The following is a 14,863-nucleotide window of genomic DNA, read 5'->3' as shown; positions in this document are numbered from 1 at the left end:
ATGTTGAAACGTATCGTAGTTGAAGGTCTTTCCAAGGACTTTACCCTGCATCTGCAAGGTGGGCAGGAAATGTCCATCCTGTCAAAAATAGACATGCAGGTAGATGCCGGTGAATGCGTGGTCATCCATGCGCCTTCAGGTGCAGGCAAGAGTACCCTGCTGCGCTGTCTGTATGCCAATTACCGTGCCAGCAGTGGCAGCGTGAGTATCTGGCACAAGGGTGACTCGGACGAAGGCGGCTGGGTGGATGTGCAATCGGCACCTGCACAACAGGTGCTGGCAGTCAGGCATAGTACCCTGGGTTTCGTTACCCAGTTCTTGCGCGTGATACCCCGCATCAGCACTCTGGATCTGGTGGCAGAACCCTTGCTCATGCGCGGCGTGGAAAAGCAGGCTGCTTATGAACAGGCAGAAGAATTATTGTCACGCCTGCGCATACCCAAACGTTTGTGGCAAATCCCGCCTGCGACTTTTTCTGGCGGTGAACAACAGCGCGTCAATATCGCCCGCACCATGATTTGCGATTACCCCATACTTTTGCTTGATGAACCCACTGCCTCACTGGATGAAGCCAATCGCGCCACCGTCATCGACATGATCAATGCCGCACGTGAACGCGGTGCGGCTGTCGTCGGCATCTTCCATGATGAAGTGGTGCGCCAGGCGCTGGCAACTAGAATTTTCTCCATCCCCGCAGCAGTCTCTTTGGTGGCAGCATGATGAACAGAATAGAAAATGCACAAATTGTTTTGGCCGATGAAATCATCAACGGCTCCATGCTGGTAGAACAGGGCAGGATAGCTGATCTGACTGAAGCCGCCCGTGCTTCCAGTGTCACAGGTACAGATGACTGGCAGGGTGATTATCTCTTGCCCGGCATGGTAGAGCTGCATACTGACAATCTGGAAAAACACCTGATGCCACGTCCCAAGGTAGTCTGGCCCACGCTGCCAGCGATACTGGCGCATGATGTCCAGATCGCTGCATCCGGCATCACGACAGTGCTTGATGCGATTTCCGTCGGCGATATTGATTCAGACAGCCTGCGCAATGACAGCCTCGACTCATGTACCCAAGGTTTGCGCATGGCCGCAGACTCAGGCATCTTGCGTGCAGATCACTTCCTGCACATGCGCCTGGAGCTGGCAGAAGAAGGCTTGCTGGATATGTTCGCCCCTTATCTGCATGACGAACGTCTGAAGCTGGTGTCCCTGATGGACCATACGCCCGGCCAAAGGCAATGGACAGACCTGACGCATTACCGCGTCTATGTATCCGGCAAGCGCGGCTGGAGTGAGGAGAAAGTCGATTCCATGCTGGAGCGTTTGCTGCTCAGGCAAGTGGCTTATGCCGCCTCCAACCGCCGCGCCATCGTCGCCAGTTGCCGTGAACTGGATGTGCCTGTACCGCTGGCTACCCATGACGATACAACGGTGGAACATGTGGCCGAAGGTGTTGATGACGGCGTGACGATATCTGAATTTCCCACCACCGTTGCTGCTGCCAGGGCTGCCCGTGAACAAGGCCTGGGCATCATCATGGGTGCACCGAATATGGTACGTGGTGGTTCGCATTCCGGCAATGTATCTGCAGCAGAACTGGCGCGCCTGGATTTGCTGGATGTATTGTCTTCAGACTATGTACCAGCCAGTCTCTTGCATGCGGCTTTTCTGCTGCAAAACGAAGGCTTTGGCTTGCCCAAGGCTGTGGCGACTGTGACGCGTAATCCAGCACGCATGATAGGTTTGCACGACAGAGGTGAGATTGCCGTGGGATTGCGGGCTGACTATATGCGCGTGCGCGTTGTGAGCGGTATCCCTGTAGTCATGGGTGTGTGGAAAGCGGGTAGTCGAATAGCGTGACAGTTTTGAATAAAACAAAGGCTGCCCGCAAGCAGCCTTTGTTTTGATACGCAAGGATTTAATCCTGATCCAGATGCAAAGAAATCACACCTGCAGCAGGCGTCGCACAAGGCTCATCATCAAAGGCGATATCGCCATTTGGATTTACTTCGCCATCAACTTTCAAATCCCTGAAATTGAACAGGTTCTTGTCCATCAGATGTGAAGGTGCGACGGTCGATAAGGATGCAAAGATATTATCTACACGGCCAGGGAATTTCTTGTCCCATTCACGCATCAGGCCCTTGATTTGCTTGCGTTGCAGATTCTCTTGTGAACCGCATAGATCGCAGGGGATGATGGGGAAGTTTTTGACTTCGGCATAGCGTTCTGTATCAGACTCTTTGACATAGGCCAGAGGGCGGATGACGATGTGTTTGCCATCGTCAGATTGCAGCTTGGCGGGCATGCCTTTGAGTTTTCCGCCGAAGAACATATTCAGGAAAAAAGTTTCCAGGATGTCGTCACGGTGATGGCCAAGCGCTATCTTGGTGGCGCCCAGTTCATCGGCCACTCGGTACAAAATACCACGGCGCAGGCGTGAGCACAGCGAGCAAGTCGTCTTGCCCTCAGGGATCAGGCGCTTGACGATGCTATAGGTATCCTGGTTTTCTATATGGTAGGGTATGCCCAGTTTTTCCAGATAGGATGGCAGGATGTGATCAGGGAAGTTCGGCTGCTTCTGGTCGAGATTAACTGCAACGATATCGAAATTGATGGGCGCACGTTCACGCAGGGTCATCAAGATATCCAGCAGGGCATAACTGTCTTTGCCGCCAGACAGGCAAACCATGACCTTGTCGCCTTCTTCTATCATATTGAAATCACCTATCGCCTGGCCAACCAGGCGGCACAAGCGCTTGTGCAGCTTATTGTTTTCGTAGGTGATTTTTTCCTGTGATTTGGCGGTAGTGGTGGCCGTGGCTTTTACTTCTGCCGGGGTGTCCATTAATGTTTCATTAAGAGCATGCATGATAATGTTCAGATTTCAGTTTTGATCTTGAATACTTCTACGCCTACGCCTTCGCAATCTGGATAGACATCCGGCTTCATGGTAGAGATGCGCACTGCGCGTACTTTAGGATGCGCCAGCATGATAGTCGCGACATCATCACACAGGGTTTCCTGCAGGTGCACGTGGCCCTTGGAAATGCGGTCAGCTATTGTACCTCGCATGAAATCATAATCGACGACTTCTTCCAGTTGGTCATCCTTGGGCGTAGATAACGCCAGCGGGATATACAAGTCCACATTGAAGAGCACGCGTTGCTCGCCCTTTTTCTCGAACTCATGCACGCCAATGTTGATGGAGATTTCATAATTGCGCAAGAACAGGCGGCGGCAGTCTGAGAGCTGGGGGTGATGCAGGATGGATAACATGGTGGTCCCGGGATTAAGGTGAAATAGGGTGGTTTGCAGTCGCGAGGAACATGACATCGCGCTGCAAGGGAATAAGGTGCTGGCCGCCATCAACGAGGATGGTGGTACCTGTCATGGCAGGGCTGTCAGCCAGAAAACAGACGGTACGGGCAATATCTTCAGGCGTGCTGGACTTGCCCAGCGGCGTAACCTGGTGTGCCTGCTGGAAATCTGCCGTGCTTTGATGGCCTGATTCCATCGTGATGCCGGGCGCAACGCCAACTACCCGTACTTTAGGGGCCAGCGCCTGCGCCAGTGTCGTCGTCGCACATTGCAGTGCTGCCTTGGACAGGGTATAAGACAAAAAATCGGGATTCAGGTTGTACAGCTTTTGATCCAGCAGATTGATGACGCAAGTCTGTTCGCCATCTGCTGTTACGGCATACAGGGCTTGCGCCAATATGACGGGTGCCGCCAGGTTGGCATGCATATGCCTGTCCAGGCTGGCTTGGCTGAAACTGTGTACATCATCTTCTGCAAACAGCGAGGCATTGTTGACGATGCAATCTATCTTGCCCATGGCGGCTATCGCTGCCGGCAGCAATGCATGCGTTGCCGTTTCATTTGCCAGGTCGGCCTGCAAGGCATGGGCACGGCGGCCCAGTGCCTGGATTTCTGTCACCAGGGTCTGCGCTTCAGCCGCCGAATTGCCATAATGAACAAGAATATCCCAACCCTGCTGCGCCAGATGCAGGGCGATATGCCGTCCTATGCGCTTGGCGGCACCGGTGATCAGCGCTGTGCGGTTTGTGGTTTGCTTACTTGTCATGTCGCTCATGGAAATTCTTAACAAGGATTACTGCGTTTTCAATACAATGCGGCTATGCATAAATTATCTCTACCTGTGCCTGGCGATGATGCGCTAGCCGCTTCATCTGCCTTGCAACAACTGATTATCGACGACATCCATCTACATCAGGGCTGGATACCGTTTTCGCGCTACATGGAACTTGCGCTATATGCGCCTGACCTTGGCTATTACAGCGGTGGTGCCACAAAATTAGGCAAAGACGGTGATTTTACAACCGCACCGGAAATGTCGCCGCTATTTGGGGCTACCCTGGCCAGGCTGGCAAGTCAGTTATTCAGTCAAACAGCCGCCGAAGTCATGGAGTTCGGCGCAGGCACGGGCAAGCTTGCCCTGGATTTTTTGTCGGAATGTCAATTGTCTGGAATCGTGATAGAGCGCTATTTTATCGTGGAATTGTCCGGCGAACTGCGTGCACGTCAGGAAGAATTGCTGAAAGGCTTTTCACAAGTACAATGGTTGCAAAAAATGCCAGACTCTTTTTCTGGCATTGTACTGGGGAATGAGGTACTGGATGCCATGCCTGTCGATCTTGTCATCAAGACTGCGGAAGGCTGGCATGAAGTTGGTGTGGCAGTGGTGGATGAAGACAGCGTGCCAAGACTGATATTCCGTGAACAGCCACAGGCTTGCAGTCCTGGCAAGATTGCACAAATCCCTTATGCAGATGAATTGCCGGTCGGTTATCTGACTGAAGTCCATGCAATCGCCAGTGGTTTCATGCACAGCCTTGCCGCGATGTTGCTCACCAGCGGCAAGCCAGCGGCAGCGATACTGATAGATTATGGTTTCCCGGCTGCCGAGTATTATCACCCGCAGCGTCACCAAGGCAGTCTGATGTGTCATTACCGCCATCATGCCCATCCTGATCCCTTTTATTTACTGGGTTTGCAGGACATCACCGCCCATGTCGATTTTACTGCCATGGCCAGGGCAGGCCTGGCTGCGGGACTGGACTTATTGAATTACGCCAGCCAGGCTGGTTTTTTGACAGCAGCCGGTATAGCCGATGTGCTGGCGCGCACCTCACCAGAACAAGTCATGGACTACCTGCCACAGGCCAATGCCCTGCAAAAGCTGGTGTCGCCAGCGGAAATGGGGGAGTTGTTCAAAGTGCTGGTCATGGGACATGGCGTGGAATTACCAGAAAATTTATTGCGCCTGGACCGCAGTCACCGCTTATGATGGCTATTGAATTGATATAAATTATAGCCAATTGCTATTTGGCAATTAAACAGGAGCAGGCTTTGCTACGCTGGGTACTCACTATTTTTATCGCTGTCGTGGTTTTTTCCAGCCTCTTACCCTGGCTGGAAAAGCTGGGTATAGGTCGTTTACCAGGTGATGTACGTTTTAAATTGTTTGGCCGCAATTTTTCCTTTCCCTTCGCTTCTACGATATTGATTTCCCTGTTTGTTCTTTTGTTGGCGCGGATATTCAAGTAAATGCGTTAAATATGTTAAAGCCTTGCAACATTGTTGCCGCATAGGGGTAAAGTTTCCATATTAATGCGCCGTCACTTTAATATAATGAAATGATCATGTAAGCCAATTCAGGCTTAACGGGGTTTGCCGATCAAGGACGACAGGTCGGTACGCGCTGTAGCGAGATCAACAATAAATTACGCTAAAGGTTGAAATGAGCGAACTCAGCGACATCAGGGCACTGCTCATCGAGCCGCATTCAGGTATGCGGGTCAGTTTGCACAATATGCTGAATCTGTGCGGTATCACCAAGATAGAGCACGGGCTTTCTGCCGGTATAGCCGTACGCACCATACAGTCCAAGGTGTTTGACCTGATATTGTGCGAATATGACCTGGGTGTCGGCCAGGATGGCCAGCAACTGCTGGAAGACATGCGTCACCACAAGCTGGCACCTTTATCGACCATCTTCATCATGGTGACGGCAGAGCGCTCCTATGCCAAGGTTGTCAGCGCTGCTGAACTTGCGCCTTCTGACTACCTGCTCAAACCGTTTACTGCCGATATGCTGCTGGAGCGCGTTATCCGCGCCCTGGAAAAGCGCAAGGCCTTTGTCGACGTCTATAACTTGATGGAACAGGGCTCCATCCCGGAAGCGATCATGGCCTGCCACCATGGTGAGCGTGATTATCCCAAATACGCGATAGATTTCATGCGCCTGCGTGCTGAATTGCATGTGATACAGGGAGAGGCGGCTGAGGCCGAAGAATTATATAAATATTTATTTGAATTAAAGGCCGTGGCCTGGGCGCGCCTGGGCCTGGCCAAGACCCTGTTCATGCAGGGTAAATACCAGGAAGCTGAAGACATCCTGAAAAACCTGGTAGCAGAAAACAATAAATACATGGATGCCTATGACTGGCTGGCCAAGACCCATGAAATGGTCGGTGAGCTGCCTGCGGCAAAAGAGGTGCTTGATGTCGCCGTTGGCGTTTCCCCGCATGCCGTCAGGCGTTTGCGCAAGCTGGGCAAGATATCCCTTGAGACCGGTGATATAGAAACCGCTGAAAATGTCTTCAAAAAAGTCGTCAGCAAAGCCAAGTTCTCCGAGTTCCGTGACCCTGAAGATCATATGAACCTGGTCGATGCCCTGGTCAAGAAGGGGGATACCGAACAGGCCAAATCCGTTATCCGTGATCTCGAAAAGAACATGGTGGGCATGAAAAAAACGGCGGCCGTACGGGCGATTTCTGCCGCCATGGTGCATGCCAAGACGGGTGACGCCCGCTTGAGTGAAGAACTTGACAATGCCGTGGCCGCGACGCGTGAAGACATAGGTCTTTCGACAGAAGCCAAACTGGGCCTGGCAAAAAGTTGTCTTGAAAATAATCAGGAAGGCAATGCTTCCGAGATTATTCTCGACGTCATGAAAAACGCCAGCAATCAGCAAGTCATGAGCAAGGCCATGGGCGTGTTTGAAAGTGCAGGTAAAGGACATCTTGCCAAGGAGCTGGCACAGCGCAGCCAGAAAGAAGTCATGGACCTGGTTGCTATGGGTGTGCAAAAAGCCAAACAGGGCGATTTCCGTGGCTCTGTGGAAATGATGGCAGCTGCCGCACGCAAGTCACCTGACAACCCGCAAGTGGTCTTGAATGCCGCACTGGCAGCCTTGAAATGTCTGGAAAACATGGGCTGGGATCATGCCACTGGCGAACTTGCGCGCAATCTGATTGAGTCAGCGCGTCGCCTTGATCCCATGAATCCGCGCCTGAAAGCGATACGCGGCCTGTATGATGAATTGCAGAAAAAATACGGTATCAATGCTGCCCGGGTTGCCAAATAAAGATTAATGATAAAAATCAAATATAAAAATTAAGCTACCAGACTTCAGAATGGTTTTGTTAAGAAAATAAGTAGTTGCGGAGACCATGACTATCCAAGCTTCTGTACATCTGGAGCAGCACGCACCAGAATTACCGCGTGACCGGTTGATCAGGCAAATCAATGAAGAGAGTAGTTTGCCAACCTTGGGTGTGTCGATTACCAAGGTCGTTGAAATTACTTCATCCAGTGAAGACCCGGTCGCCAAGCTTGCGCATTTTGTGCTGGCCGATGTCGCCCTGACGCAAAAAATACTCAGGCTGTCGAATACCATTCATTACCGCACCAGTACAGGCGCGCCTGTCACCACCATCTCACGGGCGATTTTCCTGCTAGGCTTTAACAGCATCAAGACCAGTGCCATGGCGATGTTGCTGGTCGATTGCTTCAAGGATAAAAGCCATGCCAACAGCGTCAGACGTGAGCTGGTGCAGGCCTTGTGCGCCAGCATAGTAGGACGTGAAATGGCCGCGCGCGGGCGCTTCCAGGATGGCGAAGAAGCGGCAGTGGCAGCCTTGTTCAAAAATGTCGGCAAGATCCTGGTGGCTTCTTACGACCATACCCTGTATAGCCGCATACAAGCCATGTTGCAGACCGGGCATACTACCTCACAGGAAGCTGCCTCCACATTGCTGGGGTGCAGCTATGAGCGCTTTGGCGAGATGGCCCTGCAAGAGTGGAAGATACCTGACACTATCGTGCAATCGCTGTTGCCTTTGCCAGGCGGTGAATTGAAGAAAGTGAATACTCGTGCTGAATGGTTGCGCCAGGTTGCCAGCTTCAGTGATGCGCTGGCATCAACCATCATGAACGCCGGTGTCGGCACCCTCAGTGAAAAAGCCAAACCCTTATTACAAAAATACGGCAAGGCACTGGATTTTGACCAGGCCGTACTCGATGAGATGCTCGTCAAGGTAGAGACTGAAACCAGGCAACTGGCCAAGAGTATGGATATTGCCATGGGCGATATCCATATCGGGGAAGCCGATGACAACACCACCAATGGTGTACCAAATGATCTCTTGCTGCAAAATTATGAAGCTGGCGAAATCCAGAATGATGAGCGTCACCCCAGCGGCAAGCCCAAGCAGGCCCGCGATCTCTTGCTGGCCGGCGTGCAGGATGTTACGCAAATGCTGGCATCTGACAATTTCAAACTGAATGACCTGATCCTGCTGGTGCTGGAAACCTTGTATAGCAGCATGGGTTTTCGTTTTGCCGCAGTCTGCCTGCGTGACCTGCAGACAGTGCGTTATGTGGCGCGACTGGCGATAGGCGAGAATTATCAGGAAAGGCAAAGAGGTTTTGCCTTCAGCGGCAAGCCAGACCAGAACCTGTTCCATCTGGCGATGAGCAATAATGTTGATCTGATGATCTCTGATGCATCGGTACCCAAGATACAAAACCTGTTGCCTGATTGGCACAAACAATTGCTGCCAGATGCACGCAGCTTCATCATCCTGCCTTTGGTGATACAGAAAAAACCGCTGGGCCTGTTCTACGCAGACCGTAATGTGAACGCCGATGAAGGTGTACCGCCAGACGAGACTGCACTCATCAAAACCCTGAAGAGCCAGTTACTCGCTGCCATGATGCGTGGTTAGGCGCATGCATAATAAGCGCTAAGTGCTTGTACTGACTGCAAGGTTAAAGCCTTGGCGTTACAATGTCCTGACACCATTCATCATCTTAGCGGGACAAATCTCATGCACTTCACTACCTGGCTTACTTTCTTCTTTGCAGCCTGCGTTATCGCAGTATCTCCCGGCTCAGGCGCTGTCTTGTCGATGTCGCATGGCCTGAATTATGGCGTCAAAAAAGCCAGTGGCACCATCATGGGCTTGCAGGCAGGTTTATTGTTGATACTGGCAATTGCCGGTGCTGGTGTTGGTTCTATCCTGATGGCTTCAGAGTTTGCTTTCAGCGTTGTCAAAACTATAGGTGCGCTCTACCTGATTTATCTGGGTATCAGTCAATGGCGTGCCAAAATTGATGTCCCTGCTGCGAATGATGGCGGCGCGGATCAAGCCACCACTACGCAGGTGCCAGCCATGTCCAGGCGCTTCTTGACGGGTTTTTTGACGAATGCGACCAATCCCAAGGGCATCATTTTCATGGTGGCGGTATTGCCCCAATTTATTTCTCACGATGCGCCATTGTTGCCGCAGTTACTGATACTGGGCGTGACCATGTGCGCGATTGACCTGGTGGTTATGCATGGCTATGCATTTGCCGCATCCACGATGCAGCGATACTTTCGCGATCCTAAATGGCTGAAGAGCCAGAACCGGTTTTTTGGCGGGATACTGATGGCGATAGGTACGGCCCTGTTCTTCGTCAAGCGGAGTCCTTCCAGTTAAAAAAATCCCGCCAGTGACTGAATTCACGGCGGGATTTTCTTATTCTGGTCGTTCAAGTCAGAGGAATTTCCTGCTTCTTGGCGAGGGCATCAATGTCTTGCCATATCGTCATTTGATTCAATAGACGGGTGGCAGGGTCCAGCATGGGGTTCAGGTTGAAAAAGCGCTCCAGGGCAGTTTCATCAAAACTGCTGTGCTGAGAGAAATTGATTCTGCCATATTGCTTGCGAAAAGCATGCAATAGATCTGCCGGCGTATCCTTGTGCCAGGATTGCATGAGACCGCCTACCATTAAGGCGGTATCCGTGGTTTGTTCCAGCGAGCGCGGGCTGCGTGAGCTGGCGACATCGCGATAATCGAGCAGGCGCGGGAAAAAAAATTTCTTGATCCAGGATGCCGGGATGCCGCCCTCGCGTTGCAAGATGCCACTCCGCCACAGCTTCCAGCTTTTCTCTGCTTCATTGTCAGAGACAAAGTGTGTGTCAGCCTTGAGTACGCAGTCTTCCCCCAATTCTATTTCCAGTATCACTGGCAAGCCTGCGGCAACCGCAATGTTTTCCAGTTCCGGCATCTGGGGTTTTTCACCATGCTGGCTTTGCAACGCATTGACGAATTCTCCCAATACCTGCTGGTGCTCATGATGCAGGTTACTGGTGGCTTTGCAGAAGGCGGCGCAGGCGGCAAAATAAGCCATCAGTTCACCAACCATGATGCCGCCTGCGGGCGTAGCTGCTTCTTCCTGGAAACCCTGGCGTGGCATGTCTGCTGCCAGGCCCTGGCGCAGGATGGGGTACAACTGGGTGGAGATAGCCCCAAATTTGACGTGGCTGCCAGCGGCAAGTTTAAATTCTGACATGGCGGCTCAGGCTTTCTTGAACAGGGAGAGGACGTGTTCCGGCGGACGTCCTATGGCCGCTTTATTCTGGTAAGTGACTATCGGTCTTTGCAACAAGTGCGGGTGTGCTGCAATGGCTGACAAGGCTGTTGCCGAATCTGCAGTTGCCAGACTCAGGCTGACATATTCAGGCTCGTTGTTGCGTAGCATAACTTGCACATCGTCGGCGCCCAGAGCTGTGAGCAGACTTTGCAATTCAGCAAAATTCAAAGCTGCTTTTTGATAATCAATGACTTGCAAGGCTAACTGGTTTTCATCCGCGTATGCCTGTACCAGCGCCAGTGTTTCGCGCGACTTTGAACAACGTGGATTGTGGTAAATCGTAATCATGTCTGTATCATCATTCTATGGTCTTGCCATGTCAACATGGCTATTTACATTTGCATTCAAAACTTGAATTCCATACCCAGTAAAACCAGCAGACCCAGCACCGCAAAAACTGCCGCAGCACACCACCGCACGTACTTGAAAGGGAAATTCGGTGCAGCAATCTTGCCCAGGAATACCGCTGGTACATCAGCAATCAGCATGCCCAGTGTGGTCCCGGCGATCACCATCGTCAGGTCAGAATATTTGGCGGCCAGCGCGACTGTCGCCAACTGGGTTTTGTCACCAATTTCAGCGATGAAGAAAGTCACGCAAGTCAGCATGAAAACGCCATAACGGCTTTCATTGATACCCCCATCATCCATTTCATCTGGTTTTAACGTCCAGGCAGCGATTGCTAGAAAAGACAGGCCCAGCAGATAGCGCATGACAGTAGCATCAATATGCGTGGCAACCAGTTGTCCGACCAGGCCGGCGAGGGTGTGGTTGGCCAGTGTAGCGACCAGGATGCCCAGCACGATAGGGCCAGGTTTTTTATAGCGCGCAGCCAATAGCAGTGCGAGCAATTGTGTTTTGTCACCAATTTCACCAACGGTGACAGCGAGTACTGAGACGAGGAAAGCTTCCATGAGAATAGGCGGGATGGGGCAATTTTGTCCGATGACAGTTACATCCCGCCCCATCCCTGGTCAGCAGAAACATAACTATCAAAGGTCTTGCCCAATACAATCGGCGCACTTGCGGCAAATCGTATCAAACGCACCATGACCAGATGGCCAAGTATGTTGATGCGTTTTCCCCGGATTTAACCGGAGCAGGCTACTCCCCAATGAAAGAGAAAGACGATTATAACGCATAGCTGACACTAGGTCAGCTATTGCTTTGATTTGACGATGTTTTACTGGTCCGTCAGATACCTGCTTGCTACACTGACAGATATATAATTTAGCTCATTTCGAGGCCAACTGATGACAGTATCTCTCTCCAGTTATTTCATGAGTTTCTGGTCCGCCTCTGAATTGCATGCCAATGTCATTATCTTCCTGAATCTGACTGGCGCCATGCTATTGGGTTTTGTGGTTGGCTATGAGCGTTCTTATCATGGGCGTGCTGCTGGCATGCGGACTTATGGCCTGGTATGCATGGCATCGGCAGCCCTGGTAGTGATCGCTGGTTACCCTGATTTCTGGTTTGGCGGGCGGGCGCTTTCTCCGGTTAATCTTGACCCTTCACGTACCATACAAGGCATAGTCACCGGCATAGGTTTTCTCGGTGCTGGCGTCATCATGCGCGAAGGTTTTACCATCAGTGGTCTGACAACGGCAGCATCTTTATGGGCGTCGTCAGCCATAGGCGTGATGGTTGGCGTCGGCTTTTATGCCGCTGCGATCCTGCTGGCGTTTTTGTCGGCAGCTTGCATGATCTGGGTGTCCAGAATTGAGGCCTGGCTGCCCTCCCGGCCAGCGGTGGCGATCACCATGCAATTCCGCCGGGGCTATATCCCGCGCGAAGATGTCCTGCGCAAAATGGCCCTTGCGCGTGGCTATGAAATTGCGACAGGAACCCTGAACATCAGTTGCAAGGAAGGGCGCTCTGAATGGCGTTTCGTGGCAGTCGGCCTGAGCCGCAAACTGGCAACGCGCATCAGTGAACTTTCGCTGGAACTGGGCGCTTTTGAGGGACTGGAGTTTTACCAGATTGCCCACGCCAGAAACTAAATTGCAGTGATCATGCAGGCCAAACAACTCAGTAACTTAGGCCTTCGTTTTTTCTGGTGCCAGTACAGGCACGCCAAGCATACCCTGCATGAAAATCTGCGTCACCAGCACGGCAAAGTCGGCATATGAGATCTTGTCGGCATCCTGATGCGGTTTCAGCCAGGTAAAGGTCCAGTTGATCATGCCAAACAGGAGCATGGTGATGGCACTGCGGTTTTGTGCTGTGGTGCGGTCTGGAAAGCTGCGTTGTATCGCGCCAGCAAACAATTCGACGATTTTCCTTTGCGCATCAAGTATCAGCTTGCGCTGCGGTTCTTCCAGGAATTTCACATCATTTAGTAAGGCGATATGACGGGTCTGTGAATGCTCATATTCCGCCAGGAAGGCCGCAATCAGCGTCGGCAAGTCATGATGACTCTCCGCCAGGCGTATCAGCACTTGTGTATAACGGTTCAGCAAATCAAACAAAATGGCTTCTTTGCTGGGATAGTAGTGGTAGAGCCTGGCTTTTGAGGTACCGCAGGTCTGCGCCAGTGCGCTCATGGAGGTGCCGGGGTAGCTATAGTTGGCAAAGGCAGTCGCCGCCTTTTCCAGGATATCGTCGCGCTGCAATTGATAATCGGATGCGAGGGTGCGGGCCATGGCTAGCGTGTGTAGTAGGGTGTCAACATCATACCTTGAGCTTGCACGCAATGGTGATTGTAGGAAAGTTGCAACAAAGGCATGGCGGAGCAAGATGTCTCATCTGATGCGGATTTTTGCCGTATCTTTTTAATACATATGATTTTATAAATAATGAATAAAATCAATTATTTAGAGAATTTTCCGGTAAATCCCACTTCTGTTTGAGTAAGAAATTCTCAAAAGGGTGTTGACAGTTGGGGCGAGTATCTCCATAATTCGGGGTTCCCTGCGGAGAGGTGGCCGAGTGGTTAAAGGCGACAGACTGTAAATCTGTTCTCTTACGAGTACGCTGGTTCGAATCCAGCCCTCTCCACCACAGGTAAAGAATTGAATTTAGAAATTAGCGGCTGAAGTGGTGGCCTTTGCGGGTGTAGCTCAATGGTAGAGCTGAAGCCTTCCAAGCTTATGACGAGGGTTCGATTCCCTTCACCCGCTCCAGTTTTACTTGCGCGGGGTTTTGCGCAGCAAGCTGCCCTTGTAGCTCAGTGGTAGAGCACTCCCTTGGTAAGGGAGAGGCCACGTGTTCAATCCACGTCAAGGGCACCAAGGTTGTCTGGTGTTTTCAAGTCTGATTTGTCGGGCGCGTGCCTGAGCATTCTCATCAAAATCGTTAGGAGTCCAAAATGGCAAAAGGTAAGTTCGAGCGCACCAAGCCGCACGTCAACGTCGGTACAATTGGTCACGTTGATCACGGTAAAACCACACTGACAGCAGCGATTGCAACAGTATTGTCGAAAAAATTCGGCGGCGAAGCTAAAGCATACGACCAGATCGATGCAGCACCAGAAGAAAAAGCGCGCGGTATTACTATTAATACAGCCCACGTTGAGTACGAAACAGCTGGTCGTCACTACGCCCACGTCGATTGCCCAGGCCATGCTGACTATGTTAAAAACATGATCACAGGCGCGGCTCAAATGGATGGCGCGATCCTGGTTTGCTCCGCAGCAGACGGCCCAATGCCGCAAACTCGTGAACACATCCTGTTGGCACGTCAAGTTGGCGTTCCATACATCATCGTATTCCTGAACAAATGCGACATGGTTGATGACGCTGAGTTGCTGGAACTGGTTGAAATGGAAGTTCGTGAATTGCTGTCCAAATACGAATTCCCAGGCGACGACCTGCCTATCATTCAAGGTTCCGCTAAACTGGCCCTCGAAGGCGACAAAGGTCCTCTGGGCGAAGAAGCCATCATGAAACTGGCTGATGCACTCGATTCCTACATCCCAACACCAGAACGCGCAGTTGACGGCGCCTTCCTGTTGCCAGTAGAAGACGTATTCTCCATCTCCGGTCGCGGTACAGTCGTTACTGGTCGTATCGAACGCGGTATCGTCAAAGTTGGCGAAGAGATCGAAATCGTCGGTATCAAAGACACAGTCAAAACAACATGTACTGGCGTTGAAATGTTCCGCAAACTGCTCGACCAAGGTCAAGCAGGCG

General features: G+C 51.6%; 16 protein-coding genes, 3 tRNA genes and 1 riboswitch. Of the genes, 12 read left to right on the top strand and 7 right to left on the bottom strand.

The features are described from left to right. Together phnL and ACO0LN_RS13120 are read left to right on the top strand one after the other, a co-directional pair. Entirely contained in the window at positions 1–720 is a 720-nt protein-coding gene (gene phnL, locus ACO0LN_RS13125; protein WP_422974400.1) for a phosphonate C-P lyase system protein PhnL, read from the top strand. Next, positions 720–1,862: an alpha-D-ribose 1-methylphosphonate 5-triphosphate diphosphatase gene (locus ACO0LN_RS13120; RefSeq protein ID WP_422974398.1), complete on the top strand. Its 1,143-nt coding sequence runs from the start codon at positions 720–722 to the stop codon at positions 1,860–1,862. The genes phnL and ACO0LN_RS13120 overlap by 1 nt, the downstream gene beginning before the upstream one ends. Before the next feature lie 58 nt (positions 1,863–1,920). Here the strand turns inward: ACO0LN_RS13120 and ttcA are convergent, their stop codons facing one another. Genes ttcA through ACO0LN_RS13105 form a run of 3 tightly spaced genes read right to left on the bottom strand, consistent with a single transcriptional unit; the run spans position 1,921 to position 4,089 of the window. Next, complete coding sequence (gene ttcA / locus ACO0LN_RS13115; protein WP_422974396.1) at positions 1,921–2,850, bottom strand: tRNA 2-thiocytidine(32) synthetase TtcA; 930 nt, start codon at positions 2,848–2,850, stop codon at positions 1,921–1,923. A gap of 32 nt (positions 2,851–2,882) precedes the next feature. Then, complete coding sequence (locus ACO0LN_RS13110; protein WP_422974394.1) at positions 2,883–3,281, bottom strand: dihydroneopterin aldolase; 399 nt, start codon at positions 3,279–3,281, stop codon at positions 2,883–2,885. Positions 3,282–3,294: 13 nt separating this feature from the next. After that, the gene (locus ACO0LN_RS13105) at positions 3,295–4,089 is read right to left on the bottom strand and encodes an SDR family oxidoreductase (protein WP_422974890.1); all 795 of its coding nucleotides are present in this window, start codon (positions 4,087–4,089) and stop codon (positions 3,295–3,297) included. Between the two features lie 54 nt (positions 4,090–4,143). On the opposite strand from ACO0LN_RS13105, the gene ACO0LN_RS13100 reads away from it, so the two are divergent. The 5 genes from ACO0LN_RS13100 to ACO0LN_RS13080 all read left to right on the top strand — a co-directional run bounded on the left by ACO0LN_RS13100 (position 4,144) and on the right by ACO0LN_RS13080 (position 9,793). Continuing rightward, positions 4,144–5,313, top strand: coding sequence for a class I SAM-dependent methyltransferase (locus ACO0LN_RS13100; protein ID WP_422974392.1), 1,170 nt, complete (start codon positions 4,144–4,146; stop codon positions 5,311–5,313). 62 nt (positions 5,314–5,375) lie between these two features. Further along, on the top strand, positions 5,376–5,573 hold the full coding sequence (locus ACO0LN_RS13095; RefSeq protein WP_110254951.1) for a DUF2905 domain-containing protein: 198 nt from the start codon (positions 5,376–5,378) through the stop codon (positions 5,571–5,573). Positions 5,574–5,766: 193 nt separating this feature from the next. Then, positions 5,767–7,395, top strand: a complete 1,629-nt coding sequence (locus ACO0LN_RS13090) for a tetratricopeptide repeat protein (protein WP_422974390.1) — start codon at positions 5,767–5,769, stop codon at positions 7,393–7,395. Between the two features lie 85 nt (positions 7,396–7,480). Continuing rightward, on the top strand, positions 7,481–9,037 hold the full coding sequence (locus ACO0LN_RS13085; protein WP_422974388.1) for an HDOD domain-containing protein: 1,557 nt from the start codon (positions 7,481–7,483) through the stop codon (positions 9,035–9,037). Between the two features lie 102 nt (positions 9,038–9,139). Beyond that, a complete protein-coding gene (locus tag ACO0LN_RS13080; protein ID WP_422974386.1) occupies positions 9,140–9,793 on the top strand; it encodes a LysE family transporter in 654 nt (217 codons plus the stop codon). A 52-nt stretch (positions 9,794–9,845) separates the two neighbouring features. Here the strand turns inward: ACO0LN_RS13080 and ACO0LN_RS13075 are convergent, their stop codons facing one another. The 3 genes from ACO0LN_RS13075 to ACO0LN_RS13065 are packed head-to-tail and all read right to left on the bottom strand — an operon-like array spanning position 9,846 to position 11,644. Continuing rightward, positions 9,846–10,649 carry a hypothetical protein gene (locus ACO0LN_RS13075; protein ID WP_422974384.1) on the bottom strand — a complete coding sequence of 268 codons (804 nt, stop codon included), beginning with the start codon at positions 10,647–10,649 and terminating at the stop codon, positions 9,846–9,848. Between the two features lie 6 nt (positions 10,650–10,655). Then, positions 10,656–11,018: an ArsC/Spx/MgsR family protein gene (locus ACO0LN_RS13070; RefSeq protein ID WP_422974382.1), complete on the bottom strand. Its 363-nt coding sequence runs from the start codon at positions 11,016–11,018 to the stop codon at positions 10,656–10,658. A 56-nt stretch (positions 11,019–11,074) separates the two neighbouring features. Next, positions 11,075–11,644 (bottom strand): TMEM165/GDT1 family protein, encoded by a 570-nt coding sequence (locus ACO0LN_RS13065; RefSeq protein ID WP_422974380.1) that lies wholly within the window; start codon positions 11,642–11,644, stop codon positions 11,075–11,077. Positions 11,645–11,737: 93 nt separating this feature from the next. Beyond that, positions 11,738–11,855, bottom strand: a riboswitch (yybP-ykoY riboswitch). Between the two features lie 128 nt (positions 11,856–11,983). On the opposite strand from ACO0LN_RS13065, the gene ACO0LN_RS13060 reads away from it, so the two are divergent. Beyond that, the gene (locus ACO0LN_RS13060; protein ID WP_422974378.1) at positions 11,984–12,733 is read left to right on the top strand and encodes an MgtC/SapB family protein; all 750 of its coding nucleotides are present in this window, start codon (positions 11,984–11,986) and stop codon (positions 12,731–12,733) included. A 36-nt stretch (positions 12,734–12,769) separates the two neighbouring features. Here ACO0LN_RS13060 and ACO0LN_RS13055 read toward each other — a convergent pair whose 3' ends face one another. Then, positions 12,770–13,375 carry a TetR/AcrR family transcriptional regulator gene (locus ACO0LN_RS13055; RefSeq protein ID WP_422974376.1) on the bottom strand — a complete coding sequence of 202 codons (606 nt, stop codon included), beginning with the start codon at positions 13,373–13,375 and terminating at the stop codon, positions 12,770–12,772. A 272-nt stretch (positions 13,376–13,647) separates the two neighbouring features. On the opposite strand from ACO0LN_RS13055, the gene ACO0LN_RS13050 reads away from it, so the two are divergent. The 4 genes from ACO0LN_RS13050 to ACO0LN_RS13035 form a co-directional block, all read left to right on the top strand. Next, positions 13,648–13,733, top strand: a tRNA-Tyr gene (locus ACO0LN_RS13050). Between the two features lie 48 nt (positions 13,734–13,781). Continuing rightward, positions 13,782–13,855 (top strand) — tRNA-Gly (locus tag ACO0LN_RS13045). Between the two features lie 33 nt (positions 13,856–13,888). Next, positions 13,889–13,963 (top strand) — tRNA-Thr (locus ACO0LN_RS13040). A gap of 77 nt (positions 13,964–14,040) precedes the next feature. Further along, a partial coding sequence (locus ACO0LN_RS13035) for an elongation factor Tu (RefSeq protein ID WP_422974374.1) occupies positions 14,041–14,863 on the top strand: 823 nt, incomplete at its 3' end.

Source organism: Undibacterium sp. TC9W (assembly GCF_049339865.1).
Lineage (GTDB): Bacteria > Pseudomonadota > Gammaproteobacteria > Burkholderiales > Burkholderiaceae_D > Undibacterium.
This window is presented reverse-complemented; position numbering and strand designations above follow the sequence as displayed.

Coding starts and splice junctions, on each gene's coding strand:
- phnL (WP_422974400.1), top strand. CDS start 1: ATGTTGAAACGTATCGTAGTTGAAGGTCTTTCCAAGGACTTTACCCTG.
- ACO0LN_RS13120 (WP_422974398.1), top strand. CDS start 720: ATGAACAGAATAGAAAATGCACAAATTGTTTTGGCCGATGAAATCATC.
- ttcA (WP_422974396.1), bottom strand. CDS start 2,850: ATGGACACCCCGGCAGAAGTAAAAGCCACGGCCACCACTACCGCCAAA.
- ACO0LN_RS13110 (WP_422974394.1), bottom strand. CDS start 3,281: ATGTTATCCATCCTGCATCACCCCCAGCTCTCAGACTGCCGCCGCCTG.
- ACO0LN_RS13105 (WP_422974890.1), bottom strand. CDS start 4,089: ATGACAAGTAAGCAAACCACAAACCGCACAGCGCTGATCACCGGTGCC.
- ACO0LN_RS13100 (WP_422974392.1), top strand. CDS start 4,144: ATGCATAAATTATCTCTACCTGTGCCTGGCGATGATGCGCTAGCCGCT.
- ACO0LN_RS13090 (WP_422974390.1), top strand. CDS start 5,767: ATGAGCGAACTCAGCGACATCAGGGCACTGCTCATCGAGCCGCATTCA.
- ACO0LN_RS13085 (WP_422974388.1), top strand. CDS start 7,481: ATGACTATCCAAGCTTCTGTACATCTGGAGCAGCACGCACCAGAATTA.
- ACO0LN_RS13080 (WP_422974386.1), top strand. CDS start 9,140: ATGCACTTCACTACCTGGCTTACTTTCTTCTTTGCAGCCTGCGTTATC.
- ACO0LN_RS13075 (WP_422974384.1), bottom strand. CDS start 10,649: ATGTCAGAATTTAAACTTGCCGCTGGCAGCCACGTCAAATTTGGGGCT.
- ACO0LN_RS13070 (WP_422974382.1), bottom strand. CDS start 11,018: ATGATTACGATTTACCACAATCCACGTTGTTCAAAGTCGCGCGAAACA.
- ACO0LN_RS13065 (WP_422974380.1), bottom strand. CDS start 11,644: ATGGAAGCTTTCCTCGTCTCAGTACTCGCTGTCACCGTTGGTGAAATT.
- ACO0LN_RS13060 (WP_422974378.1), top strand. CDS start 11,984: ATGACAGTATCTCTCTCCAGTTATTTCATGAGTTTCTGGTCCGCCTCT.
- ACO0LN_RS13055 (WP_422974376.1), bottom strand. CDS start 13,375: ATGGCCCGCACCCTCGCATCCGATTATCAATTGCAGCGCGACGATATC.